This window comes from Pseudomonas sp. GW821-FHT07G10 (assembly GCF_059418545.1).
This window is the reverse complement of sequence record NZ_JBWKQB010000004.1, coordinates 54,127-79,353: the sequence shown is the minus strand read 5'-3', so window position 1 is coordinate 79,353 and position 25,227 is coordinate 54,127. Positions and strand designations below refer to the sequence as shown.

At 57.6% G+C, this 25,227-nt stretch carries 24 protein-coding genes and 4 pseudogenes; 12 read left to right on the top strand and 16 right to left on the bottom strand.

The annotated features are described in order from the left end of the window. The first annotated feature begins 15 nt into the window (after nt 1-15). On the top strand, nt 16-768 hold the full coding sequence (locus tag AC07O1_RS07950; protein WP_494995132.1) for an SDR family NAD(P)-dependent oxidoreductase: 753 nt from the start codon (nt 16-18) through the stop codon (nt 766-768). Nucleotides 769-980: 212 nt separating this feature from the next. Here AC07O1_RS07950 and AC07O1_RS07945 read toward each other — a convergent pair whose 3' ends face one another. After that, nucleotides 981-1,388, bottom strand: a complete 408-nt coding sequence (locus AC07O1_RS07945) for an HPF/RaiA family ribosome-associated protein (RefSeq protein WP_494995133.1) — start codon at nt 1,386-1,388, stop codon at nt 981-983. Nucleotides 1,389-1,670: 282 nt separating this feature from the next. Between AC07O1_RS07945 and AC07O1_RS07940 the strand changes: the two are divergent. The 3 genes and pseudogenes from AC07O1_RS07940 to AC07O1_RS07930 all read left to right on the top strand — a co-directional run. Further along, nucleotides 1,671-1,960, top strand: a pseudogene (locus AC07O1_RS07940) (L-serine ammonia-lyase, iron-sulfur-dependent, subunit alpha); the annotation flags it as partial. A 67-nt stretch (nt 1,961-2,027) separates the two neighbouring features. Further along, nucleotides 2,028-2,150: pseudogene (locus AC07O1_RS07935) on the top strand (HAAAP family serine/threonine permease); the annotation flags it as partial. Between the two features lie 434 nt (nt 2,151-2,584). Next, a complete protein-coding gene (locus AC07O1_RS07930; protein ID WP_494995134.1) occupies nt 2,585-2,914 on the top strand; it encodes a DUF3509 domain-containing protein in 330 nt (109 codons plus the stop codon). Here AC07O1_RS07930 and AC07O1_RS07925 read toward each other — a convergent pair. Beyond that, nucleotides 2,911-3,411: a phosphate-starvation-inducible protein PsiE gene (locus tag AC07O1_RS07925; RefSeq protein WP_494995135.1), complete on the bottom strand. Its 501-nt coding sequence runs from the start codon at nt 3,409-3,411 to the stop codon at nt 2,911-2,913. The two genes, AC07O1_RS07930 and AC07O1_RS07925, sit on opposite strands and share 4 nt — an antisense overlap. A gap of 372 nt (nt 3,412-3,783) precedes the next feature. Between AC07O1_RS07925 and AC07O1_RS07920 the strand changes: the two are divergent. Continuing rightward, a pseudogene (locus AC07O1_RS07920) lies at nt 3,784-4,023 on the top strand (YebG family protein); the annotation flags it as partial. Nucleotides 4,024-4,229: 206 nt separating this feature from the next. Here AC07O1_RS07920 and AC07O1_RS07915 read toward each other — a convergent pair. The 4 genes from AC07O1_RS07915 to AC07O1_RS07900 all read right to left on the bottom strand — a co-directional run bounded on the left by AC07O1_RS07915 (nt 4,230) and on the right by AC07O1_RS07900 (nt 8,552). Then, nucleotides 4,230-5,339, bottom strand: a complete 1,110-nt coding sequence (locus AC07O1_RS07915) for a dihydrolipoamide acetyltransferase family protein (protein WP_495088437.1) — start codon at nt 5,337-5,339, stop codon at nt 4,230-4,232. 16 nt (nt 5,340-5,355) lie between these two features. Further along, a complete protein-coding gene (locus tag AC07O1_RS07910; protein WP_494995137.1) occupies nt 5,356-6,342 on the bottom strand; it encodes an alpha-ketoacid dehydrogenase subunit beta in 987 nt (328 codons plus the stop codon). After that, complete coding sequence (pdhA, locus tag AC07O1_RS07905) at nt 6,335-7,429, bottom strand: pyruvate dehydrogenase (acetyl-transferring) E1 component subunit alpha (RefSeq protein WP_495088436.1); 1,095 nt, start codon at nt 7,427-7,429, stop codon at nt 6,335-6,337. Before pdhA ends, AC07O1_RS07910 begins: the two co-directional genes overlap by 8 nt. A gap of 103 nt (nt 7,430-7,532) precedes the next feature. Next, nucleotides 7,533-8,552, bottom strand: a complete 1,020-nt coding sequence (locus tag AC07O1_RS07900; RefSeq protein ID WP_494995139.1) for a Leu/Phe/Val dehydrogenase — start codon at nt 8,550-8,552, stop codon at nt 7,533-7,535. A gap of 181 nt (nt 8,553-8,733) precedes the next feature. On the opposite strand from AC07O1_RS07900, the gene AC07O1_RS07895 reads away from it, so the two are divergent. After that, on the top strand, nt 8,734-9,537 hold the full coding sequence (locus AC07O1_RS07895; RefSeq protein ID WP_495088435.1) for a SirB1 family protein: 804 nt from the start codon (nt 8,734-8,736) through the stop codon (nt 9,535-9,537). 100 nt (nt 9,538-9,637) lie between these two features. Here the strand turns inward: AC07O1_RS07895 and maiA are convergent, their stop codons facing one another. The 3 genes from maiA to hmgA are packed head-to-tail and all read right to left on the bottom strand — an operon-like array spanning nt 9,638 to nt 12,898. Next, the gene (gene maiA / locus AC07O1_RS07890) at nt 9,638-10,273 is read right to left on the bottom strand and encodes a maleylacetoacetate isomerase (RefSeq protein ID WP_495088434.1); all 636 of its coding nucleotides are present in this window, start codon (nt 10,271-10,273) and stop codon (nt 9,638-9,640) included. Between the two features lie 12 nt (nt 10,274-10,285). Further along, nucleotides 10,286-11,590 (bottom strand): fumarylacetoacetase, encoded by a 1,305-nt coding sequence (gene fahA / locus AC07O1_RS07885; protein WP_495088433.1) that lies wholly within the window; start codon nt 11,588-11,590, stop codon nt 10,286-10,288. Between the two features lie 3 nt (nt 11,591-11,593). Beyond that, nucleotides 11,594-12,898, bottom strand: coding sequence for a homogentisate 1,2-dioxygenase (gene hmgA, locus AC07O1_RS07880; RefSeq protein ID WP_495088432.1), 1,305 nt, complete (start codon nt 12,896-12,898; stop codon nt 11,594-11,596). A gap of 164 nt (nt 12,899-13,062) precedes the next feature. Here hmgA and AC07O1_RS07875 point away from each other — a divergent pair, with 164 nt between their 5' ends. Continuing rightward, entirely contained in the window at nt 13,063-13,848 is a 786-nt protein-coding gene (locus AC07O1_RS07875; RefSeq protein ID WP_495088431.1) for an IclR family transcriptional regulator, read from the top strand. Nucleotides 13,849-13,890: 42 nt separating this feature from the next. On the opposite strand, the gene AC07O1_RS07870 is transcribed toward AC07O1_RS07875, so the two are convergent. Beyond that, on the bottom strand, nt 13,891-14,247 hold the full coding sequence (locus AC07O1_RS07870) for a hypothetical protein (RefSeq protein ID WP_495088430.1): 357 nt from the start codon (nt 14,245-14,247) through the stop codon (nt 13,891-13,893). A gap of 407 nt (nt 14,248-14,654) precedes the next feature. Further along, a pseudogene (locus AC07O1_RS07865) lies at nt 14,655-15,240 on the bottom strand (DUF1302 domain-containing protein); the annotation flags it as partial. Nucleotides 15,241-15,839: 599 nt separating this feature from the next. On the opposite strand from AC07O1_RS07865, the gene AC07O1_RS07860 reads away from it, so the two are divergent. Further along, a complete protein-coding gene (locus AC07O1_RS07860) occupies nt 15,840-17,945 on the top strand; it encodes a pyocin-S2/colicin E7-DNase domain-containing protein (RefSeq protein ID WP_495088429.1) in 2,106 nt (701 codons plus the stop codon). A gap of 1 nt (nt 17,946) precedes the next feature. After that, a complete protein-coding gene (locus tag AC07O1_RS07855) occupies nt 17,947-18,204 on the top strand; it encodes a bacteriocin immunity protein (protein WP_495088428.1) in 258 nt (85 codons plus the stop codon). A 49-nt stretch (nt 18,205-18,253) separates the two neighbouring features. Here the strand turns inward: AC07O1_RS07855 and AC07O1_RS07850 are convergent, their stop codons facing one another. The 4 genes from AC07O1_RS07850 to AC07O1_RS07835 form a co-directional block, all read right to left on the bottom strand. Beyond that, entirely contained in the window at nt 18,254-19,165 is a 912-nt protein-coding gene (locus tag AC07O1_RS07850; protein ID WP_495088427.1) for an SDR family oxidoreductase, read from the bottom strand. 160 nt (nt 19,166-19,325) lie between these two features. Then, nucleotides 19,326-20,228 carry an alpha/beta fold hydrolase gene (locus AC07O1_RS07845; protein WP_495088426.1) on the bottom strand — a complete coding sequence of 301 codons (903 nt, stop codon included), beginning with the start codon at nt 20,226-20,228 and terminating at the stop codon, nt 19,326-19,328. Next, nucleotides 20,228-21,010, bottom strand: a complete 783-nt coding sequence (locus tag AC07O1_RS07840; protein WP_495088425.1) for a class II aldolase/adducin family protein — start codon at nt 21,008-21,010, stop codon at nt 20,228-20,230. Before AC07O1_RS07840 ends, AC07O1_RS07845 begins: the two co-directional genes overlap by 1 nt. A gap of 204 nt (nt 21,011-21,214) precedes the next feature. Beyond that, nucleotides 21,215-21,670: a flavodoxin gene (locus AC07O1_RS07835; protein ID WP_495010251.1), complete on the bottom strand. Its 456-nt coding sequence runs from the start codon at nt 21,668-21,670 to the stop codon at nt 21,215-21,217. A 282-nt stretch (nt 21,671-21,952) separates the two neighbouring features. Between AC07O1_RS07835 and AC07O1_RS07830 the strand changes: the two genes are divergently transcribed. Further along, nucleotides 21,953-22,558, top strand: a complete 606-nt coding sequence (locus AC07O1_RS07830; protein WP_495088424.1) for a hypothetical protein — start codon at nt 21,953-21,955, stop codon at nt 22,556-22,558. A 13-nt stretch (nt 22,559-22,571) separates the two neighbouring features. Here AC07O1_RS07830 and AC07O1_RS07825 read toward each other — a convergent pair whose 3' ends face one another. Then, on the bottom strand, nt 22,572-23,531 hold the full coding sequence (locus tag AC07O1_RS07825) for a MerR family transcriptional regulator (protein WP_495088423.1): 960 nt from the start codon (nt 23,529-23,531) through the stop codon (nt 22,572-22,574). A gap of 208 nt (nt 23,532-23,739) precedes the next feature. Here AC07O1_RS07825 and AC07O1_RS07820 point away from each other — a divergent pair, with 208 nt between their 5' ends. Continuing rightward, on the top strand, nt 23,740-24,309 hold the full coding sequence (locus AC07O1_RS07820; protein WP_495010249.1) for an antibiotic biosynthesis monooxygenase: 570 nt from the start codon (nt 23,740-23,742) through the stop codon (nt 24,307-24,309). A gap of 202 nt (nt 24,310-24,511) precedes the next feature. After that, the gene (folM, locus tag AC07O1_RS07815) at nt 24,512-25,222 is read left to right on the top strand and encodes a dihydromonapterin reductase (RefSeq protein ID WP_495088422.1); all 711 of its coding nucleotides are present in this window, start codon (nt 24,512-24,514) and stop codon (nt 25,220-25,222) included. The last annotated feature ends 5 nt before the right edge of the window (nt 25,223-25,227 follow it).

The window sequence follows — 25,227 nt, the reverse complement described above, 5'->3', positions numbered from 1 at the left end:
CAACGGGAGAACACCATGAAAACCGCATTTGTAACCGGCGCATCCGCCGGGTTCGGCAAAGCCATCTGCCGTAAACTGATTGCTGACGGTTATTGCGTCATTGGTGGCGCACGCCGCACTGACAAGCTGGCGGAACTTGAGCAGGAATTGGGAGAGAACTTCATTCCCCTGACCCTGGATGTCACGGATCCGGCATCGCTGGATGCAGCTATCGAAACCATTCGCGATTCGTCTTTGCAGATTGATGTATTGGTGAACAATGCCGGTCTGGCTCTGGGCATCGAACGGGCACAAAACGCCGACGCACAGAACTGGGAGCGGATGATCGCAACCAACATCACCGGGTTGACGATGGTCACGCACAAGATTCTACCCGCCATGGTCGAAGCCAATACCGGCCTGATCATCAACATCGGCTCAATTGCCGGTACTTACCCCTACCCCGGCGGCAACGTATATGGCGCCAGCAAAGCCTTCGTCAAGCAGTTCAGCCTGAACCTGCGGGCAGACCTTGCGGGGACAAAAGTGCGCGTGACCAATATCGAACCGGGGCTTTGCTCGGGGACGGATTTCTCCGTGGTGCGCCTGGATGGCAACCTGGAAGCGGTCGCGGCACTGTACAAGGACGTCGACGCCATCCTGCCGCAGGATTTGGCCAATACCGTGGCATGGATTGCCCAGCAACCGGAACACATGAACATCAACTCCATCGAAATCATGCCCGTCGCCCAGACCTATTCGGCCTTGAGCATCGCACGCAATCTTTGAGGTTTTTGCATCGGCGTTGATCGTCCCCACGCTCTGCGTGGGAATGCCTCACTGGACGCTCTGCGTCCACTTTGGCTGTGACGCGGAGCGTCACGGGCTGCATTCCCACGCAGAGCGTGGGAACGATCAATGTGAGGCACCAATTGCCAAAAACAAAACGGGCCTGCGATTGCAGGCCCGTTTTCATTGGGGTGGTAAAGGTATGTCAGGCGTCAGCTATTGAGCGCGGCCTGTTCATTTTCCAGAAACTCTTCTTCAAGCAGCGCATCTGCATGAGCGCCAGTCTGGATTGGCGTCACGGTGGCGCGTTTACCGCGCAGTTTGCCGAACAGATGCTCCAGCGCGTGCTCAAGCTTGGTGGCTGCACCTTCGATCGCCTGGTCCAGCGTATCGGCTTTATGGGTGACCGAAATCGGTTGATGGCCTTTTGGCCGCGCTTCAAGCTGGCAGCGCATATCGTGGGGACCCGGTTTGTCGCCGTTCTCGTCCCGCAGGTGAACCTCGACCCGTGTCAGATCTTCTTCGTAACGTTCGAGCGTGCTCTCAATGGTAGTACGTACCCACTCCTCCAGTCGGATGCTGCTTTGAATATGGTTATCGCTATTGACTTGGATTTGCATAGTTCATCCCTTATTTCAGCTAGCTCGCGAGAGGTTCCCCGGCAACGCCTTGAGGCGTGATGACCGTGACCTCTTGCTTACAGAGTCGGGCTGCGCGCAGAACAATTCAACCCCTAAAAAAAGATAAATTTTCATTCACAAAAAAAGCCGGACAACACGCAAAAGCACTGTTAATGTCGGGAGTTGGGTCGCCTCGGCTCTCCCTCTCCAATTTTCACAATTGCCCCTCGCCCAACGGGTGCATGCTGCGAAAAATCCCCGCCTCCTCCACCAGCCAGTCATGCACCGCCCGCCGGCGCCGCCGGAATCATCCCCGCAGTGCTGCATTACTACATGAAGTTCAATCCCGAAGCCTGCGATGACGATGTCGTAGCGTTCTTCCTCGGCGCGGCAGCGGTGGGGATTCTGTGCAAGAAAAACGCCTCGATTTCCGGTGCTGGCGCGGCGATGGCAAACACTTCATTTCCCTGGAGCGGGTGATCCGCACCATGCGCGATACCGGCGCCGTCATGCATGACAAATACAAAGAAACTTCACGGGGCGGCCTGGCGGTGAGCTGGGTGGAATGCTGACGAGCACTCCTTAACCGTCCTTTTTCCGTGAGCCCCAGTAAAAACAATAATCAGGCGATACTGATGACCGATGTATGCGATTCGCCGGGTGCCGGCGCTGCGCCAGTGCTCCGGGCAGCTGTCGAACGTGTTCGTGGTCGTGATCGGTTTGGTGGCGCTTTCGGCGATCATCTTCTCGTTCATGCCCTGAAACGGGCAGTGTTTTGAAAGGCGGGCCCGTGAGCCTAATGCCAGTCAGTCAAGACATTACGCGAACCGTAGCAGCTGGCGAAGCCTGCGTCCGGCTGCGCAGCAGTCGTAAAACAGTCACTGCGGTATTCCAGACAAATCGTGGAAGCAGGATTTGCGACGGCTTCGCCGCCGGACGCAGCCTTCGGCAGCTGCTACGGGGGACAGTGCTGAACCTGAAATTCCTTAACTGACTGGCATTAGGCCCGTGAGCCCGCCTTTTTATTGCCGGTCTATTGTCTGACGATTTTCCCGGCATGCCCTTTGCTTTGTCGGTCAGGAGGAAAATGGACTTATGAAACCTCAGCGAACGGCCTGCCGATGGTCTGGAAGTACGAACCAATCCCGATCACGACCGGTCAATGACTGCAAGATCCAATCACGCGGTGACGCATTATGGACAATCCTTTTCAGATCATTACCGATGCTTTTGCCCCGCATTATCAGGTCAATCTGAGCATTCAAGGGCTCGACGGCAGCATCATGCTGACCCTTTCCAACGCTGGCCGTGTGGTGGCCAAACGCATGATCAGCATCGAGCAACGCAACGACCCGCAGCGCCTGAAACGACTGGTGCAAAGTATTCAGTTCGGCATTGCCATCGAACAGGGCCACAGCGCCATGGCAATTCTCGAGGCGATGACCGACAGCGACAACCTCAAACTTCCATCTCCTCCACGCAAGAGCTGGCCGGGCGGTCAGCCCCCTCTGGCAATGCGGAATTAACGCTCGCCCTCCTCGATTTCCGAATGCTCGCTGGAACCCGCACCGGCTTTGCGCTGCGGGTTCGCAATCTTCACCGAGGGGAACTGCGACGAGGCGTAGCGCACCACCAGAATCGAAAATGCCAGCAGCAGAATCCCGCCGCACAGATAAATAATGCCCACGTCTGGCGGATTGTGGTGGGAGACATTGGAAATCAGCAGGCGGGTCAGCGCGGTGATCGCCACATAGATCAGGAAGCGCACTGGCATGTGGTTGGTCTTGAAGTAAATCCCGACCATCGCCCCCAGTTCGAGGTAGATGAACAGCAGCAGAATGTCATCGATCTTGATGTGACCCGCCTCGATCATCTGCAAGAATTCTATCACCGCCGCCCAGGCCGTCACCGCACCAATGGCGAACAGCGCCAGGTAGTGGAACGTTTCGACGAACAGATTGCCCAGCGACTCGGCCAGCTGATGGACATTTTGGCGAAGGTTCTCGGCCCAATTGATTTTCACGATGGTATTTCCTTAGGTCGGTTCGACCAGATCATGCGGGTTTGACGTGACGGTTTCTCTGCATGCAGAAAAAAGGCCAGAGCCTGAGAAGTGAGATGGTGACGGGGTGATATGAGGCACTTTTCTGCGGCACCTGTACCGGCGCCATCGCGGGCAAGCCTCGCTCCTACATGAACGCAGTACCTGTAGGAGCGAGCGGTGCGGCGATCCGACTTGCCCGCGAATGAGGCACCTCGGTTTACCTGACAAACCCAAAATCCCGGCTACATTAAAAAGCCACTACCCAAAGCGCAGGGATTCGCTTATCCTTTTAGCTGTATAAAAATACAGTAGTCGCCAAGACAACTATCGTAAAGGCATGTGAGGTGGTGAATGGCCGTCGAAGTGGTATACCGCAGCAGCCGAGATCTGGAGCGCTTGTTCATGGATAAAGCCGAAGCTGACCGTCATGACAAAATGCTCGAACTGGCTGAGTTGCTGGCTGAAGTGTTGCAAAAAGCGGTTCCGTCGCTGACCGAACAGCAAGTGGAAGAAGCCGGGATCTACATGGCGAAAAACCGCGATGTGTTCGCCAGGGCATTCAAGAGCCAACCGGATGCACTGTCCGAGTTGCTCAACGTGCCGGCTGAAGTAGCTGAAGTAGCTGAATCGGTTGAAGTGGTTGAAGTGGTTGAAACAACTGAAGCGACTGAAGCGACTAAAGCGGCTGAACCCGTTAAGCCCGCGAAAGCCGCCAAGTCCGCCAAGTAAGCAACGCCCGAATTGAATAGGCCCTGAGTCAAATGGCTCAGGGCCTTTTTCATGGGCGAATGAAAAGTCTAATCCTCAGGCTTTTCCAGAGCCTCGACCAACGCCTTGAAGAAGCGCGCCGCTTCGCCTCCCGTGACTGCCCGGTGATCGAAGGTCAATGACAGCGGTAGCACCGGATGCACCGCCACCTTGCCGTTCACCGCCACCGGTTCGTCGCGAATCCCGCCGGCAGCGAGGATTGCCACTTGCGGCGGCACCACTACGGGGTTGGCATAACGCCCGAACAAGGTGCCGAAATTGGACAGCGTCAGGGTCGCGCCCATCATCTCCTTGGGCGGTATCGAGCGAGCCTGCACGTCAGCTCGCAAACGACTCATGCCCTCTTTCAGGTCTGCCGATTTACGATTGCCCACGTCACGCAGCACCGGCACGAACAAGCCATCCGGTGTGTCCACGGCGATCCCCAGGTCGAGTGTTTCGTGCTGCTTGATCGACAGTGACTTGCCGTCGAACGCACTGTTGAGCACTGGCTCCACCGCACAAGCGGCGGCCATGGCCTTGGCCAGACGAATCAACGGATCCCTGGCGTGCCCCCAGCGATGCAAATCGGCATCACCGAAGATTGTCACCGGCACCACTTCAGCGTGGGACCTGGCCATGTTCAACGCCATGCTGCGACGTACGCCACGCAGCTTATCGCCGCCGAATTTGTCGCGCTCGGTCTGGGACGCATTCTCGACATCGCTGCGGGTGATCAAGCCATCAGCGCCGGAACCGCTCAGCGCACTCAAGTCGACACCCAGTTGCCGTGCCAGTTGCCGCACCGCCGGGGTGGCGCGAGTAGCCATGTGTTCGCGGGTCGAGGGCGCGGCACCAACGAAAAACTGATCGTCCTGGCTATCGCCGCCGCCTTCGAGGCGCCCGACCACGGTGCCCGCATCCGCTTCGCCTTCATAGCCAAGCAAGGGCTCGCCAACATGCAGGATGTCGCCTTCGCCGCCGTAGGTTTTTGCCACCACACCGTCATAGGGCGCGGGGATATCCACCAGGGCCTTGGCGGTTTCCACCGAGACCAGCAGTTGATCGGCTTTCACCGTATCGCCGACCTTGACGTGCCACTCGACAATCTCCGCTTCCTGCAGACCCTCGCCCAGATCGGGCAGTTTGAAATATTTCATTGCTCCCTCCTCGGGCTCAAGCGAAATTCAGCGCGGTATCGCAGGCGTAAAGGATGTCCTCGACGCTGGGGATATACAGGTGTTCGAGCCGATACAGCGGTGGCGGAATATCCGGCGCGGTGACTCGCTGGATCGGTGCCTGCAATTGCAGCAATACCCGCTCGTAGAGGCTCGCAGCGATTTCCGCGCCGACGCCACAGGAGCGTGGTGCTTCATGGACGATCACGCAGCGACCGGTCTTGCGTACCGAGGCTTCAAGGGTGTCGAGATCCAAAGGTTTGACGCAGGCGACATCGATTACCTCCGCCGAAACGCCCTGCTCGGCCAGCGCGGTGGCGGCCTGCAAGGTTTCCATGACGCTGGCGCCCCAACTGATCAAGGTGATGTCGTTGCCTTCGCGCAGGGTGAAGCAGGTATCCAGCGGCAGGCGTTTGCCGTCATCGACCAGCGGTTGCGGGTTCATGCGATAGAGCCGGGTTGGCTCGAGAAACACCACCGGATCGGGATCATCGATGGCCGCCAGCAGCAAGCCATAGGCTCTTGCCGGCGACGATGGAATCACCACCCGTAGCCCCGGAATATGCGCAAGCAATGCTTCGGTACTTTCGCTGTGATGCTCCGGCGCACGAATTCCGGCGCCCATCGGCGAGCGCATTACCATCGGGCAAGTGATCCGCCCGCGCGTGCGGTTGCGCATGCGGCTGGCGTGGGACACCAAGTGCTCCATGGTGGCGTAGATAAAACCCATGAACTGGATTTCCACCACCGGTTTCAAGCCTTGAGCGGCCATGCCCACCACGAGTCCACCGAGCATGGTTTCCGCCAGTGGCGAGTCAATGACCCGTTTGAAGCCGAAGCTGTCCCGCAATCCTTGGGTGGCGCGAAACACACCGCCGTTCACGCCGACGTCTTCGCCGAGGACGATGACATTTTCGTCTTCGCTCATGGCCCGGTGCATGGCCAGGTTCACGGCTTCCAGGAGGCTGACTTTTTCGTTACTCATGAGCCGAACCTCCCGCGCGCCGCGCAATCCTTTCGAGAAACCATTCGCGCTGTTCCGCCAAGGCCGCCGGCCACTGTGCATAGACGTATCGCATCACCGCTTCCGGCGGTTGATTGCCAGCCGCATCGAAGTTATCCACAGCACGCTGCACCAGACCCTGGCATTCGGCGATCAGCGCCTGCTCGCGACCTTCATCCCAGACACCCTGCCCGGCCATGAAGGTTTGCAGGCGTTTGATCGGTTCTTCAAGCCAGGCTTGCTTGACCTCATCGGCCGGGCGGTAACGCGTGGCGTCGTCCGCGGTGGTGTGGTCGCCGAGGCGATAACTCAGGCATTCCAGCAGTACCGGGCCTTTACCGTGACGAGCCCGCTCGAGGGCGATTTGCATGCGCTCATACACCGCGAGCATGTCATTGCCGTCGACCTGCTCGCCGTGGAACCCGGCGCCAATCGCCTTCTGCGCCAGAGTCGGCGCGCCGCACTGAATCCGCCGCGGTACCGAGATCGCCCATTGGTTGTTGTTGACCACGAACACCACCGGTAACTGCCAGGCTCCGGCCACGTTGAGGGCTTCGAGGAAATCACCTTTACTGGTGGCGCCGTCGCCACAGGTGGTCACCACCACCCGATGCTCGCCACGGATCTTGAATGCACTGGCGACGCCACAGGCATGCAGCGCCTGGGTCGCGATCGGCACACAGATGGGGAAATCCTGGGCCACCGCAGGTTCGGCAAAGTCACTGCCGCGCTCGTCGCCCCCCCAATACAGGAGAATTTCTTCCATGCGTACCCCGCGCATCAATTGCACGGCGGTGTCGCGGTAATAGGGCACCAGCACATCTTCGGCTCGCATCAGGCTGCCAATCGCGACGCCGATCGCCTCTTGGCCCAGGGTCGGCGCGTAAGTCCCAATGCGCCCGGTGCGTTGCAGAGCAACGGCTTTCTGATCGAACAGGCGCGTCAACACCATCTGCCGGTAGAGGCGCGTCAGCAGGTTGAAATCATCCGCCCAGGCAGGAAGCTCACCAAGCAGTTTGCCGTCGGGAGATAAATAGCGGGTATAGGGAAGGTCGACCTTATTGGGCATGGCACCGCTCCTTGCACGCCGGATAAGCGTGATGCTGTTGAGCCCGGTGCTTGTGGCGCGGGCCTTTCGAGCAAGTCGGCCGTCGTGGGGTCTTTGCTCTCTCCTATCGGTATAGCAGGCGCTCCGCCAACTCGTCAGCCACCCGCGCCGGGGAGCGTTTTTCGGCCTGGGCGTGGGCGAAGACTTCGGTCAGCCGTGCGCCGATTTTCGAGAGGTGAGCGGTAATGGTCGTCAGCTCTTCGCCACGATGTTTCAACGCAACGTAAATCAACCCGCCGGAATTGATCACGTAATCCGGTGCATACAGAATCCCGCGATTTTCCAGTTGATCGGCGACTAGCAGGTTGGTCAGCTGATTGTGCGCGGAACCGGCTACCGCCGCGCAGCGCAATTGGGCGACGCTGTGGCTGTTGAGCACACCACCCAGACCGCAAGGCGCGAGAATGTCGCACGGGGTGCTGAGCAGCGCTTCATTGGCAATTGGATGAGCCCCCAATAGCTCCATGGCCAACTGTACTTTGCCGGGGTCAATGTCGCTGACCAGCAATTCGGCACCTGCGGCGTGCAATTGCTCGGCGAGTGCAAAGCCGACATTACCCAAACCTTGAATGGCAATGCGCAAACCTTCAAGGTTATCGCTGCCCAAACGGGCCATGGCAGTGGTGCGGATTCCGGCGAACACGCCCATGGCGGTGTGCGGCGAAGGATCGCCCGCAGCGGTGGTGCTGGTGACATGCTGGGTCTGTTGGGCAATGCAATCCATGTCGGCAACCGAGGTACCACTGTCGATGGCGGTGATGTAGCGACCGTCAAGCTGTTCGATGCAGCGGCCGAAAGATTCAAACAAGGCGGCGCGACTTTCGACATGAGGCGGGCGAACGATCACCGCTACGCCGCCGCCTTGAGGCAGACCGGCCAATGCAGCCTTGTAACTCATTCCCTGGGCCAGACGCACAGCGTCGACCACAGCGCTTTCGTCGTCGGGGTAGGCAAGGTAACGACAACCGCCCAGGGCTGGTCCCAAGCGACTGCAATGAATGGCAATCACCGCCTTCAACCCGGTCTTTGGGTCGACGCTCAGGTGCAGCGATTCAAGGCGAGTGCTTTGCATGAGAGCAAACATCATCGGGCTCCCGAATAAAGCTTATGTCGCCAGTATAGGCTTCCGGTAAAAGATTGCTGAAGCACACGGGAATAAGCCGAGGCTGTTTGAAGGCTTTCAGACATAACCTGCAACGTCATGCGCACGGCACTGGACGAAAGCCGGCGACGGGGCTAAAACGAGGCATTCACCGGAGATTTTGATGACCCCCCGCCAAGCTTTTTTCGCCTGTCTGCAACGCTCTCCACCGGCGCTCTTTGAAGCGGCACTGTGGATCGCTGTCGAGCACGATCCGGCGGTAGAGCCAGAGGTGCTGTTGCACAACTTCATAGAGCTGCAGCAACGGGTCAGCTCCGGTTTGCCGATGTTGCCGGTGTCTGAGCTCGGGCAGCCCTTGTTGCGCCGTATGAATGACCTGCACTTTGCACAGGATGATTCCACCCCGCTGCGACCCCAGGCTGCACTGCTCGATAAAGTACTGGAACGCAGACGCGGACAACCGCTGGCGCTGGGGTTGGTTGCCCTGGAGCTGGCCAGGCGTCTGGAAATCCCCCTGGTCGGCGTCAACTTCCCGGGGCATTTCCTGCTGCGAGTGCCTGGTACTGACCATCTGCTCGACCCGTGCGGCGGGCGACGGCTATATCCCAATGATTGCCGTGAGCTGCTGCAACGCCAATATGGTCCGAACATGAAGCTTGGCGCAGAGCATTTACTCACCGCCGAACCGATTCACATGTTGCAGCGCCTGTCGCGCAACCTGCGCCAGTTACATCTCGCCAACGACGACAACCTCGGCGCACTGATCGACGCCGAACGTGTGCTGGAGCTGGGTAACGCCAGCGCAGCCGATTACCTGGCCCGCGCCAGCCTGTATCAACGTCTGGATTGCCCAAATGCCGAGCGCTTCGATCTTGAGCATGCGTTGCTGCTCAGTGAAGACCCGATACAGCGGTTGCGACTGACCGAGCGGTTGGGGCATTTACCGCCTAATTCGATTGTGCATTGAGTCTGAATTGACGACGGACGCAGAGCGTCCATGGCGGCATTCCCACGCAGAGCGTGGGAACGATCATCAAACGATCATCAAACGATCATCAACCCTCACGCTACGGTGTATCGGGTTGCTGCGCCGGATGCGCCTTGAGAAACGCCGGATGCTGAGCAGCCAACGCGGCCACCCGACGAATCCGTGGATAGCCCTCAAGGGAAATGTTGAACCGTTCGGCCGCATACACCTGCGGGATCAGGTAGACATCCGCCAACCCCGGCTCGCTGCCAAAGCAGTAACCTTCGTTGCCGATCAAGTGCTCGACCGTCGCCAGCCCTTGGGTGATCCAGTGACTGATCCACTGCACCACCTGAACCTCGTCATGGCCCCATTGGCGCAGCAGGTTGAGCACGCTGACGTTGTGCAACGGATGAATGTCGCAACCGATCAACGCTGCCACCCCACGCTGGTGCGCGCGGGTGGCCAGATCTTTGGACAGCAACGGCACCTGTGGATAACGTTCCTCGAGGTACTCGATGATCGCCGGTGACTGAATCAACAAGTCGCCTTCATCGGTGCGCAAGGCCGGTACGCGGCCCTGCGGGTTGACACTCAGGTACGCCGGCTGCCGATGTTCACCACCTTGGCCGGCGATCAGGTTGATCGGCAACGCCTGGTAATCCAGCCCCTTGAGCGCCAGCGCGATGCGCACCCTATAGGACGAAGTCGAGCGATAGTAGGTATAGAGTTCCATGGCTAGAACCTCCTAACGTGCCGGCAGGATTTTGCCGCGGCATTCGCCGAAACCGATGGAGGCAACACCGTCAGCACTGCAGCGAGCACGCAGGATGATTTCGTCGCCGTCTTCGAGGAATTTACGCACTTCGCCCGACGCCAGTTCGATCGGCTTTTTGCCGCCCTCGGTGATTTCCAGCAGGCTGCCGAACTGACCATTCTCCGGCCCCGACAGGGTGCCCGAACCGAACAGATCGCCGGCCTGCAGCTGGCAGCCGTTGACGCTGTGGTGCGCAACCATCTGCGCCACGGTCCAGTACATGTGTTTAGTGTTGCTCAAAGTCAGGCGATGGGCCGGCAGGTTCTGTTCGCGCATCGACTCGGTCAGCAACAGCACTTCCAGTTCGATATCGAAGGCACCGGTGGCCTGATCACGCTTGTCGAGCAGATACAGCAGCGGCTGTGGATCGCCCTCCGGACGGGCCGGTTGGGCACGACGGAATGGCTCCAGGGCTTCGGCCGTCACCACCCACGGCGAGATGCTGGTGATGAAGCTTTTGGACAGGAATGGACCCAGCGGCTGGTACTCCCACGCCTGGATATCCCGCGCCGACCAGTCGTTGAGCAGGCAGAAACCGGCGATGTGCTCCGCAGCATCGCCAATGGCAATCGAGTCGCCCATGGCGTTGCCCTGACCGATCCAGATACCCAGTTCCAGCTCATAGTCCAGGCGCGCACAGGGGCCGAAAGTCGGCTCGGTCTGACCGGCCGGCAGGGTCTGGCCTTTCGGCCGACGCACGTCGGTGCCGGACGGGCGAATGGTCGATGCGCGGCCGTGGTAGCCGATCGGTACATATTTATAGTTCGGCAGCAGCGGGTTGTCGGGACGGAACAGTTTGCCGACATTTTGTGCGTGCTCGATGCCGACATAGAAGTCGGTGTAATCATTGATCTTCGCTGGCAAGTGCATTTGGCAGTTCGCAGCCAGTGGCAGCAACTTCGCGCCCTGGGCTTCGATCTTGCCATGCAGGGTGCTGCCTTCGGCGAACAGTTCCAGCAGACGTTCGCGCAAAGCGAGACGAGCACTGCGGCCCAGCTCGAAGAACGCGTTCAACTGGCCGCCGCGGGTAGCTTCGACCGCCGTGCGTGCTGCGCCGTCAAACAGACCGGCCTCCAGCGCCGCTTCCAGATCAAAGATGTGCTCACCGATCGCCACGCCGCTGCGGGGTGCAGAACCGTTGATGCTGAACACACCCAACGGCAGGTTTTGCAGCGGGAAATCGGCGTGGCCGTTGGCGGAGGCAACCCAGCTACGGGTGATGGTTGGCTGATTCATCGGTTATCTCCGGTTCGGATTGAAGGTAGCGGGCAACGACGCCCAGCAAGCATCGTAGTCATTCTGCAACTGCGGGCAGTCGAGGGCGAAGCGACTCGGGCGCAGCACCTGACTGGTTTCGAACATGAAAGCCATGGTGTTGTCGATCTTGCTCGGCGAAAGCTCAGCGGCGATCGCTTTGGTGCAGGTCTCGCCGTCTGGCCCGTGGGCGCTCATGCAGCTGTGCAAGGACGCACCACCCGGCAGGAAGCCTTCGGCCTTGGCGTCGTAACTGCCCTGGATCAGCCCCATGTACTCGTTCATCAAGTTGCGGTGGAACCACGGTGGACGGAAGGTGTTCTCGGCCACCATCCAGCGTGGCGGGAAGATCACAAAGTCGAGGTTGGCCAGGCCGTGGACACTGGTCGGCGACGTAAGGACGGTGAAGATCGATGGATCGGGATGGTCAAAGCTGACCGTGCCGATCGTGTTGAAACGCCGCAGGTCATATTTGTATGGCACGTTGTTACCGTGCCAGGCGACCACGTTCAGCGGCGAATGATCGAGCTCGCAACCCCAGAGTTCGCCGAGGAATTTCTGCACCAGGGTAGTGGGCTGCTTGAGGTCTTGGTAATGGGCGACCGGGGTCAGGAAGTCCCGCGGATTGGCCAGGCCGTTGCTGCCAATCGGCCCCAGGTCCGGCAGGCGCAGGGGTGCGCCATGGTTCTCGGCGATGTAGCCGCGAGCCTGGGCATCGAGCAGCTCGACACGGAATTTCAGACCGCGAGGCAGCACGGCGATTTCCAGCGGTTCCAGCTCAAGCACACCCAGTTCGGTGGCGATACGCAGACGGCCCTGCTCCGGCACCACCAGCAACTCGCCGTCGGCGTTGAAGAACACCCGCTCCATCGAGCGGTTGGCGCGGTAGTTATAGATACTGATCCCGGCCGGCTTCTGCGCCACCGAGTTGGCAGCCATGCTCACCAGACCGTCGATGAAATCGGTCGGTTCGCCGGGAATGTCCAACGGGTTCCAGCGCAGGCGATTAGGCGTGACGTCACCCAGCGGGCCACCCGCCAGTTGCCGATCCAGCTTGACGAACGCCGGGTGGTTGGCCGATGGCTGAATGCGGTACATCCAGGTGCGCCGCGCTTCGCTGCGAGCCATGGTGAACGCGGTGCCGGAGAAGAGTTCGGTGTAGAGACCGTAGGGCGCTTTTTGCGGAGAATTCTGGCCGACGGGCAATGCGCCAGGCAGCGCTTCACTGCTGAATTCGTTGCCAAAGCCTGACTGATAAGCCAAGGCTTGCGCCGAGGAATCGAGGTCCATGGAGCCTCCTGAGTGGAGTGAGCAGAGCGCTGTACCTTCCGATCCAGAAGTCTCAGCACGCCTGCATTGTTTTTATCGTAATTAGATTACGCATAACGTAATTTGATTGGTATTGAGCGTCAAGCTATAAAGACGTCCATTCGTCTCGGGATCACACCGCCTCCATGGAAAAGAACACCAGCGACAGCAACGGTAAACAGAAAGTCCGCTCGGCCGAGGTCGGTACTGACATCCTCAAGGCCTTGGCGGAACTGTCGCCGGCCACTTCTTTGTCGCGTCTGGCCGAACACGTGCAGATGCCGGCGAGCAAGGTCCATCGCTATTTGCAGGCGCTGATTGCCAGCGGTTTTGCTGAGCAAAATACCGCCACCAACCATTACGGCCTGGGCCGTGAAGCATTGCGCGTGGGTTTGGCCGCTCTTAGCAGTATGGACGTGCTGAAAGTCGCCGCGCTGCCGCTGGCCGAGTTGCGCGACGAGCTGAACGAAACGTGCTTTCTCGCGGTATGGGGTAATCAGGGTGCGACCGTGGTGCATATCGAACCGGCGGTGCGCGCAGTGACGGTGGTCACACAATTGGGCTCGGTATTGCCATTGCTCAGCTCATCGACAGGGTTGGTGTTCAGCGCTTTCCTGCCGAACCGCGAAACCATCGAGTTGCGCGAGCAGGAACTGAAAGCGAGCGCTGGTCATCTGCTGGCCGATGAGAAGGCTTACGCGGCAGTGTGCGAACAGATCCGTTTACGCGGTCTGCATCATGTCCATGGCCTGTTGATGCCGGGTGTGGACGCGTTGTCGGCACCGGTGTTCAACGCGGTCGGAAATGTGGCGGCGGTGCTGACGGTGGTCGGGCCGACGTCATTGTTTCATGCCGATGAGAATGGCCCGGCAGCGCAGCGTTTGTTGGCGGCGACGCAGGCGGTGAGTTGGAGAATGGGGTATGAGCGCTGACCGGACGGTTCAACAGAATCGTCCGGCGCAGCGTCAACATCGTTAATTCAATACATCGACGATGTTGATGAGCATGTTTTCAAACTGAATAATGTCCAACCCCTTCACCTTATGTTCAGGTGCAAACGAATACGACTCGGTAAAAATACCGACATTCCCTTGGCTATACGTGGGTCGATCGTTCTCCTGAACCTTCTCCAGCACCTCGTCGAACAGCGTTCGCGATCCAAAAATTTGCTGAGAGACAAGATTATCAACACTGGTGATGTATGTCCTCTCAGGGTGAAGCCCCAGCTTTTCAAGACGCTCACCCAAGAGTACACGCACTGCATGGGCAATATGGCCTTTGTGAAGCTCGGCAATACGCGGATCATTCTTGTGAAAATATTGGTCACTCATAACTGCTCCTTTTAACGCTCACGTGCCCAGACTCCAAGCCTGGAATATCAATACATGAGACTTCTGATAATCAAACGTTACTTACAAACCACCTCATACTGTTCGCAAGGGACAAATCGGCTCCGAAGACTCCCTTTGGTTAATTAAGGATGGACCGGCAGAGCAGATTCAAGGCACCACTTATTCTTGCCGCGAATAAATTTATAGCCGATTACAAAAGCATCGCTCAGTGAAATATGTATGATTTCGTAAAAAGAACATCATAAGCCCACACAGCCTACGTCGAGTCACGCACTTTGTTTGCTTAAGACTCGCTCACTGAGTTTAAGAACATCTAATATTAAAGGCATATACACATCACATCAGCCCCAGCTGCTTGGCCTTCGCCACCGCCTGAGTCCGGCGCTCCACCCCAAGCTTGCTGTGCCCCACTGTCCTGAGTCGCGGGCATCGCGGTTGGCGCCCCGGGGCACGATAACGCCCTCGGAACTGACATCGAAGCCCTGACCGAACGCCGCCGCCAGCGGTTCCAGCGGCCGGATTGCCGGGCTGCCGACGGCGTAACCGGTTTTACAGCGGTTCGCCACGACGTCGTTCGCGAAGAAGGTGCCGCAGTTATCGACAACGATCTGATCCCTCTCCAGTTGGTAGAAACCTTCCACCGTCAGTTGGTTGGTCAACCCTTGCGAGGCGAACAGCATGTTGACCGGAACCAGACCTTCCTTGATCTGCCCTCCGGGCCGGCGAAAAGCGGATACGTCAATCGGGTTGATGCTGTTGATCGAATTGCCGATGAAGGTACTTTCCCCCCCAACTGACCACCTGTTTACCGGCCCGCACCGTGCCGGGCAGATCGGCGATGGAATAGTTGTGATAAACGAAGGCATCGAGAGTTTGCGCACCCACAGCCTGCGCCTGGGCGCAGCAACCCAAGGCAACCATGACGGCCAGCGCCTGCGGCCTGAAGATGGCGCGCATTGTTGTTTTTGTCATGCGTCTTCCCCGGTGAGTGACAGAAGGCCTCACCCTACTGCCCCACGCGGGGAGCGATAAGCGCACCAAGGAGGTATTCGCGGTGTACCTCTAAAGGATGAATGGCCGCAGCGGGCGAGGTTTTGCACGGGGTATGGATGGGCTGGATGGAGGGTTATCAGCGCAGCGCATGGAACCAGGTGATGCCGGACGTGTGGCAGCAACCTTCGGCAGCTGCTACGGGGTAGTCGGGGGCTGTTGCCCAGACTGCAACAGTGCATGTCTGGAATCGCTATTTTTCCCTTGTGCTCAAGCCCTTATTCTTGCCGGGCTTTCACGGCAAATGGCCTGAAAGCACAAAACGATAGGGGTGATGAATCTACCCCGTTGGCGACAGAATCCAGATGATTTGAAGCTTTTTTTTCGACTCATCACCCCGTGTTCACTGACGTTGATTTGTTGCTCCTTGATCCACGTCTTGCTTTGGCCGCTGCTTTTGCAGCGGCCTTTTTATGTGGGTTTATTTCCTAGGTGAAACTTCTCGAATCCTACATCACCGTCGGATTCTCTCACCTGCCCAGCTTATACGGTGGAATTTATAGTATCTCTCGGCGCCTTGGATGGCGACGACGTTAATGATCATGCATGGCCGTAAACAAAAATATCGACATGCTCATTCGAGTATTCGAATCGAAAAGGAAATCGATATGCCGCAAGAAAAAAATATTATTGTAAATAGAGGTATACCTCGCACTCCCCCTTCATCTTCTAATTATGGACGCGACGGCACACGGGGTCGCTCGGCAGGCGAAGTTAACGCAGACATTGGAAACGCCAGCGCAACTTCACCACATTTCCCTAACAGTGGCCATTTCGGCTTCCAGCCGGCAGTCGGAAAAAATTTGCACACACTGCGGACCACCGTCAAGACATTGGCAGAGGAGTATAAAACCCTATCCAACCAACTACCGCAAACCATTGAGAATGAACTGGCCGCAACAAGGCTGGAAGGTCCAACCAACCCGCTTCCGCCCGCTGAAGCGATCATTCGCGAGTTGGGCGTGCGTAACAAACTATTGATTCGAAAGACGGCTGAGTTCCATTACAAAACGACTATCGCCAATGAATTTTATGGCTTCGACCCAATTGACAGGCCGTTGCAGGAGTTCTACCCAAAAGCCTTGACCCTGGAGAAGGTGGTCGTCCCTGATGGTATTGCGATGCAGGCGTGGGCCACGTCGTACAGGGCGGCCCACGACGCACGATTGTTGTCCCAAACCATTCAGTTGCTCAACCAGCAATCCGTCAATGTGCAGAACTTTCTCCGCGCTGTGCAGGCAGATGATCAGGCACGAATGGCTGCGGAACAGGAAGCCCAGAGGGTCGCTGCTGAATTGGCCCGCATCAACGCGCAAGCAGAGGCCCGGGCTCGAGAGCAGGCGCGGGTTGCAGCATTGGCAGAAGCTCAACGATTGGCCAACGAGCAGGCTGAGGCTGCTGCAAAAGCGGCTGCTCAGCACATCGCCGCCGAACAGGCTCGTCTTGAGGCACTGGCTGAAGTTAAACGGCAAGCCGAACGGGTACGACTGGAAGCGGAACAGCAAGCGAAGAAAGTGGCAGAGGAACATGCCCGCCAGCGAGCCATCACGTTTGCCAACGCGGGTTCATCTGCGGCATTCGGCCCGGTATTTACCATCTCCAGCGGAACGATCTCGACCAACCCGACCATCTCCTTGGCGCTAAAAGCCGCCCTGCGCACTGCGGTGTCCGCGGTTACTGCAGGTGCAACTGCTTCAGCGGGTGCAATTGTAGGTGGATTCGCTGCGCTACTCATCCCGTCAAAGTTGGGCAACAGCGATCTCTATTCCATTAGCGTCCCACTGTCAGAACTGGCTTCTGACTCTATGGCTGACTTGCATGAGGTTGCTGTTGCTCGCGGGGAAATTGAACTACCGGTGATTATCGGTTCGAGGACTTTTGGGGGAAAAGTGGAAGTCGTTGTTGCAGCAACCGACGGCCTAACGGTTCCTTCCAAAGTATCTGCCAGACTCGCCACGTTCGACTCACACAAGAATATCTACACCTCTTACAGCCCGGATTCACCGTCCAGAGTCATGACATGGACGCCAATAGTGAAACCGGAAAACGCCTCGACCGCCTTTCCTGCTACAGAGCCGGATGTACCCGTTTATGAGGGCGCCACCGTCACCCCGACCGAAGGACGAGTCGATACGTTCCCGTCAGCCGATCAGTACAGCTTTGGCGGCTTCATCACCGTTTTTCCGATTGAGTCGGGGCTCCCTCCTGTTTTTACGATGTTCAGCGACCGTCGCCGGGATCCCGGGGTTGCCAGTGGGAGCGGACAGCCGGTTTCAGGCACTTGGTTAGGCGCTGCGACTCAAGGGGAAGGTGCTCCCATTCCTTCGCAGATTGCGGATCAGTTGCGGGGAAAAATTTTCAGGAGATTCAGGGACTTTCGGGAGGCTTTATGGATAGCCGTAGCTCAAGATACTGAACTGTCTAAACAGTTCATTAGTAACAACATCCTTGAAATGAAAAATGGTCGGGCACCGTTCTCTCGTAAAAGCGATAGAGTTGGCGACCAGGTAAAATTTGAGCTACACCACATACAACATCTTTCGAAAGACGGTGCATTATATGATATCGACAACATTCATATAGTCACCCCAAAACGACATGGCGAGATACATAAAGGAGAAAAATAACATGTCCATCAAAATATTTTCTGATTATACCGAAAATGAATTCCTGCTATTTATTAAAAAAATCTGTAATTCAGAATATCCAACAGAAGCCGAACAAATACAGGCTGTGCTTGATTTTGAACGGTTGACCGAGCACCCCGACGGCTCTGATTTAATTTATTACGCACCGTCAGAGCAAGAAGCAACTCCAGAAATCATTCTCGCAAAAATTAAAGAGTGGAGAGCAGCGAACGGCAAGCCTGGCTTTAAAATCGAATAATAAAAAACCAAACAGGGTCAACATTTGTTCTTGACCCTGTTGCTTTTTCTTAAAGCGAATACTTCTGCAAGTTCTCCATCATTTCCTTCAACGCTTCGATGTTGTCCTTCGGATGAGCTGCACCTTCAAAGTCGCAGATCTGCTGCCAATGGGTGGCCACATCTTCGGGGGCGAATCCTTCACGGGGGTCGAACCCGGCCCCGAGACTACGTTCCCAGCGGACTTTGCCCATCCAGCCGCCGCCCACTTCAAACAGGCCGGAGGTTTCCTGGCAATTTTCGCTGGCCAGGTACACCACCAGCGGGCTGACCAGTTCCGGTTTGAGTTGTTCGAAGACTTGCGGCGGAATCAGACCTTCGGTCATGCGCGTGCCGCCGGTGGGGGCGATAGCGTTGACCAGGATGTTGCTCTTGCGGCCCTCGATGGCCAACGTACGGGTCAGGCCATAAAGGCCGAGTTTGGCCATCCCATAGTTGGACTGGCCAAAGTTGCCGTAAATGCCTGAGGTTGAGGCGGTGAAGATAACCCGGCCATAACGTTGCTCACGCATATGCGGCCAGGCGGCGCGAGTTACTTTGTAGGCGCCTTCGACATGCACGCGGTAAACCAGGTCCCAGTCGCTGTCGTCCATTTTGTGGAAGGTTTTGTCCCGCAGGATACCGGCGTTGTTTACGACTACGTCAACACGGCCAAATGCATCCATGGCGCTCTGAACGATTTTGTCGCCATCGGTGACCGAGTCGTGGTTGGCTTGGGCAATCCCGCCTGCATCACGAATCTCTGCCACCACACGGTCTGCCGCCGATGCGTTTGCGCCTTCACCCTGAGCCGAACCGCCGAGATCGTTGACCAGCACTTTTGCACCATGTTTAGCGAACAGCAGTGCATGAGCCCGTCCGAGGCCACCGCCTGCACCGGTGACGATCACGACTTTATCTTCGAAGCGCACAGACTCATTCATACGGAACTCCAGCAGGCCAATGGACAATACGTTGAGTGTCAGGCACAGGCTTGCTGGTCACAATGAACACGGCGCAGGCTGAATGGTGCGCGATAAGGCAGGGGGATGATTGGCGGCTGATAGTGAGAATCGTCGAACGCAAAACCTCGTAGAAACGAGTTCAGGAGCACGCCATTTTCCTGGGTGGGGAAATAAGCTGGTCACGAAAATCCAGATAATGTTTGAGCACCTGCACCGGTGCTTCGGTCTGGGGGTAATGGCCGATCTGGGCCAGTAGAATGGTGTCCGGTTCCGGGATCAACTCCCGGTAGCGCACAACCATGTGCGCACCGGAAGCCGGATCGACCTCACCATCAATGACCCGCAGCGGCACGTCACCACGCTGCATGGCGCTGACCCACCGCTCGCGCTGCACCCGGCGCTCCGGGATGTAGCTGATCAATTTGTGCAGGATCCGCGTCCCATGGTTGTTGTCGACCAGGCTCCAGAAGTCATCCAGCACACTTTCGCTGGGCCGGGTCTGAGGACCGAAGATCTGGCTGAAGCTCTTGACCAGCCTGTCACGGCTGAACGCCCGGCCGATCATCCAGCCCAAGGGGCTGAGCAAGAGTTTCTGTATCAACACCGGACGATGGGCTTCCGGGAACAGCCCACCGTTGAGAAACACGCAACTGGCAATTTGGATACTGGCTTCGTAATGACGGGCAAGCAGTTCCTGGGCAACACTATCGCCATAATCATGGGCCAGCACATGCACCGGCTGCTCGATACCCAAATGCTCCAGTAGCGCCTGTTGCAGGTCCGCTTGTTCCAGCAGACTGTACTCATGATCCCGCGGTTTGGCCGAGTCACCAAAGCCGAGCATGTCGCAGGCAATCACCCGGTAGCGCTGAGCCAGCGGCTGCCAGAGATAGTGCCAATCCCAACTGGCGGTCGGGAAGCCATGAATCAGCAACAGCGGTTCACCCTGCCCCGCCATCCAGTAGCGAATGGTCTGGCCGCGAAACACAAAGCTCTTCCCGCGCTTTCGCCAGACACAAAGAGGGATCTCGGCGAGATGCATTAGAGTTTGTATCCCGAGTCTTGTTTATCGAGTTTGCGCAGCAGCGCTGGCCAGGCCAGCATGCCACCCATGCCTTGAGCGCTTTTCGTGACCCCGGCGATCATGGCCTTGGCCCCTGCCAGAATCTGCGGCTCGATCGTAATCAGCTCCGCCCCGCCGCTCTGCGCCAGCACCTGGATTTCGCAGGCTCGCTGGAAGGTGAACATCATCAGGAAGGTATCGGCAATCGTGCCGCCACAGGTCAGCAGACCGTGGTTGTGCAGCATCAAAAAATTGTTTTCACCGAGATCGGCTTGCAGTCGCGCCTTCTCTTCGTGATTCAGCGCCACACCTTCATAGCCGTGACAGGCAAGGCTTGCGAGCACGAACAGCGATTGCTGGCTGATCGGCAACACGCCTTGCTTCTGTGCCGAAACCGCCACGCCAGCAGCCGTATGGGTATGCAGGACGCAAACCACATCGTGACGCACTTCATGCACCGCGCTATGGATGGTGTAGCCCGCGGGATTGATCTCGTAGGGACTGTCCATCAGCTTGTTGCCGGCCTGATCGACCTTCACCAGACTGGACGCGGTGATTTCGTGAAACATCAAACCAAAGGGATTGATCAGAAAATCTTCAGTGCCCGGCACCTTGGCCGAAATGTGGGTAAAGATCAGATCGTCCCAACCATGCATCGCCACCAGCCGATAGCAGGCTGCCAGATCCACACGGGTCTGCCACTCGGCGGCGCTGACCTGGTCTTTCACATTCTGTGTCGATTGAACGGGGGCTACGCTCACGGCAGTGACCTCGGCAGTTTTTCGATTTTTATTATTTTTACTAACGTCCAATCAGTCTAGTCAGCCACCGGGCCTGGGGTAGTTGCATTGGCAGCCAGCTTACTGGCCGAGCGGGTCAGAGCTGAGTTTCGTATCAATACGTTCAATTCAATATCAAAGCATCGGCGCCAGTAGAGGGGGCCGCGAACAGATTCAACAGCCCGTTCAGCCGCGCAGAGCGCTAGCGAACTGAGCAAGCCACGGCTCGGCGTCGGTTTCCGGGGTCACGCTCTCGCTGGCGTCCAGACGCAGCATTTCCTGGACTTCGCGCACGCCCAGTTCGGCGAACAGCTCTCGCATCTGCTCACCGCCGCCGCAGAAGGTATCGCCGTAACTCGAATCGCCCAAACCGATCACCCCTCCCGGCAGACCGCGCCAGGCAGCAGGCAATTGATCACGAATCATCGAATACAGCGGTTGCAGGTTATCCGGCAACTCACCCATGCCCGTGGTCGAGGTCACGGCAAGAAACGCCTCGGGGCCGAATGCCAGGACATCGGCGAGGCTCGCACGCGGGTTGTGCCAAGCCTGGAAACCTGCTGCATTTAGAAGTTTTGCGGCATGCCGGGCGACTTCTTCAGCCGTGCCGTACACCGAGCCGGAAAGGATGGCGACTTTCATCAATCTGATCCTGAAGCTGAGTAAAGACCAGAATATTAACAGCTGACGGCAAGTGGACAGCTGACGATGATGTCTTAAAATGCAGCGTCCTAGACAGGAAGCAGAGACGTCACTGTTCAGGTCAAGGCTCAGCAACGCGTAGTACAACTGGAAGCGCAATTGGCCGAGGTTCAAGCCGAACTCGAAGCGTTCAAAGCGACGAACGGCTTAAACAAGTCATCGAATTAATGGTCATTAACTACAATCACCAATGAATTTGTAATTATTTTTTTCGAGTAAATCATGCACCGCGACACCCTCCTGACCCAGGATGAGCTGGATTTCATCCAGACCATGCAGCACAACCCGCAACTCAACGTGCGGGATGCGACATCGAGCCTGTTGGTCAACGGCGGTTCACAAATCCGCGATCTGCTCACGCGCCTTGCCGCCCATGAGCAAGTCACCATCCAGGCACATTTCGAAAACCAGCAGATTACTTTTCCGCTGCACCTGGTGGAAGACGAGTTTCATGCGATGCATTTACGCCTCGGTGTACCCAGCATTTATGAAGACGGGCCTATGGTTCGACCTTGGCGATTGACGCTCGAAGAGCCGGTTGCACTGGAAAACGCAAAGGGTCAACCCGGTGCCTTGTGGGTCCACGAAGTGTCATTCAAAGGGGTACTGGTGGAAATTCGCAATCGAACCAAACCAGCGAAGCATTTCGCCCTTTGGTTCAGCCCTTCGGGTTACGAGCGCATCGCTCTGCGAGGTACCTTCGAGCGCGAAACCGAGCACGGCTACTACGCTTATCGTCTGAACCAGAGTGACAAGAACGAAACCGAACGCCTGCGCCAGTTCATCCTTCAGCAGCATCGTCTGACCCATCCCGCAATGCACGCCTGACGGCTTTTCCTTTTCAAGTATCCGGCGTACCTGCCAGCAGTTGCCGCAGCCGCTGCTGCATCAACTGGCCATCGCTACCCAGACACCCAATCGACGACCCCATAAGACTCTCCTGCGCCAAATCTGCCACATCACCCGCCAGCATTACCGGGCAATCGAGGGTCATGGTCAGACGACTCAAGCGTCGGGGTAACTCGGGAGCAGGTGCATAGTTGGAGAACAGCACCAGCCCCTGGGGTTTGATCTTTTCACAGACCAGAGCCAACTCATCGTACGGCTGCCCCACCGTCAGCACCCTGACACCAACCTCCGTGCTTCCCATGAATAAGGCAGCCACCAACAATTCGAGCTCGCAACACTGTCTGACCTTGGCAGTCAGCAGCACCCGCTGCGGTTGCGAGCCGCGTAGCAACAGCAAACGTTGCACAACCCGAGCACGTAAAAAACCATCCAGGAACAACCACTCGCTGGTCTGACCAAACAAACTCTGTTGCTGTAGTAACTGTTTCCAGAGAGGCATCAAGATGTCCTGAAACACGACGGTCTGTGCATAACCGGAAAAAATCCGCCCATACAGCCGGTCCAGTTGCAGGTCATCAAACTCGCTGACCGCCGTCTTGAGTTGCGTCTGCCAATACGCATATTCGCTTTGGGTGTCTTCACCAGGAATGGCATTGGACTGCGCCTGAGCTGCGCTGGTTTTGCTCAGGATCTTGCCGACTTTACTGACCGCGACACCACGCTCGATCCAGCCAAGGACGCTGCGTACCTTCTCGATCTCGGCCATTGAATACAACCGATGCCCACTTTCGGTGCGTGTGGGAACAATCAAACCGTAGCGACGCTCCCAGGCGCGCAGGGTCACCGGGTTGACCCCCGTCAGCCGTGCCACTTCCCGGATCGGGAACAATTCATCCTGTTCAAGGTTGTGGGAGATGAGTGAATCGCGAGCGAGTTCAGTAATGGAAATCATCGGGACGCGGAAATATCTGCTAACAAATTGGATCCTATTTTATGCTCCAAAAGTACCGTTCTTCCAAGGGCATAGTTGACAAACATCGTTGGTATATTCGCCGAAAAAAGGAATAATCCTTGCATGTACTTAAACGCAGCCCACCACCCCGGCGCTGCGTGAAGTGAGTCCCCTATCCGGGGCTGCGCTTACAATTCGGAGATACACGATGTCTACCTCCCCCGTCACTCTGATGGTGGCGCGCCGCGTCGCCAACGGTCGTTACCAGGATTTGATCGCCTGGCTTGGCGAAGGCGAACAACTGGCCACCGACTTCCCCGGCTATCTCGGCTCTGGCGTGCTTGCTCCGCCGCCCGATGATGACGAATTCCAGATCATCTTCCGCTTTGCCAATGAACAGACCCTGCATGCCTGGGAACACTCCGCCTCGCGCGGCGCCTGGCTGGCGCGGGGTAGCGACTTGTTCGCTCATCCTTCGGAACATCGGGTCAGCGGCATCGATGGCTGGTTTGGCGCAGCCGGTCACCGCCCTCCTCGCTGGAAGCAGGCCGTAGCGATCTGGCTGGCATTCTTTCCAGTCTCGCTGCTGTTCAACCTGCTGTTGGGGCCATTGTTGGGCGAGTTGGGGCTGTTGAGTCGGGTGTTCTTCAGCACCCTGGCCTTGACGCCATTGATGGTGTACTTCTTTATTCCGCTGTCGACCCATCTTTTATCCGGCTGGCTGAACAGCACGCCTGCACGATCATTGCCCGGCGCACCTTCCACGCAAACTCCATAAAAGATCGCAGCCAGCGCCGGCTCCTGCACCGATCGCGTGCATCCGTGAATTTTCGTGTGCACGCGATCGGCGCAGGAGCTGCCGATGGCTCGGGCCGCGTTCGGACGTTTTTTCTGCACTCGAGGCTGTCCCCGCCCTTCGTTTTAGGTGACCAGGTATCGTCGCTGGTATAGTTTTACCTATACCTCGACACGAGCGTTCCATGACTCTTTCCCCCGCCCCGATCCTGATCACCGGCGCCGGCCAGCGCGTTGGCCTGCATTGCGCATTGCGGCTGCTGGAGGAAGGTCATCCGGTCATCATCAGCTACCGCAGCGAGCGGCCGGGCGTGCAGACCCTGCGCGAGCGCGGTGCCATTGCATTGTTTGCCGACTTCTCCAGCGAGGCCGGCATCCTGAAGTTCATTGCCGAACTGAAAACTCACACCCCTCGCCTACGGGCGATTGTTCACAACGCTTCATCCTGGCTGGCTGAAACGCCTGGCAGCGAAACAGCCGCATTCACCCAGATGTTCAGCGTGCATATGCTTGCGCCCTATCTGATCAACCTGCATTGTGCTGACTTGCTGGAACGCTCCAGCCCGGCGGACATCGTGCATATCAGCGACGATGTCACCCGCAAGGGCAGCAGCAAGCACATTGCCTACTGCGCCAGCAAAGCCGGTCTGGACAGCCTGACCCTGTCCTTCGCAGCGAAATATGCGCCGCGAATCAAGGTCAACGGCATTGCCCCGGCCCTGCTGATGTTCAACCCGGACGACGACGCGGCGTACCGCGCCAGGGCACTGGCCAAGTCCGCGCTGGGTATCGAACCCGGCAGCGAGGTGATTTACCAGAGCCTGCGCTATTTGCTGGACAACCCTTATGTCACCGGCACGACCCTGACCGTCAACGGCGGAAGGCACGTCAAATAAGCCGC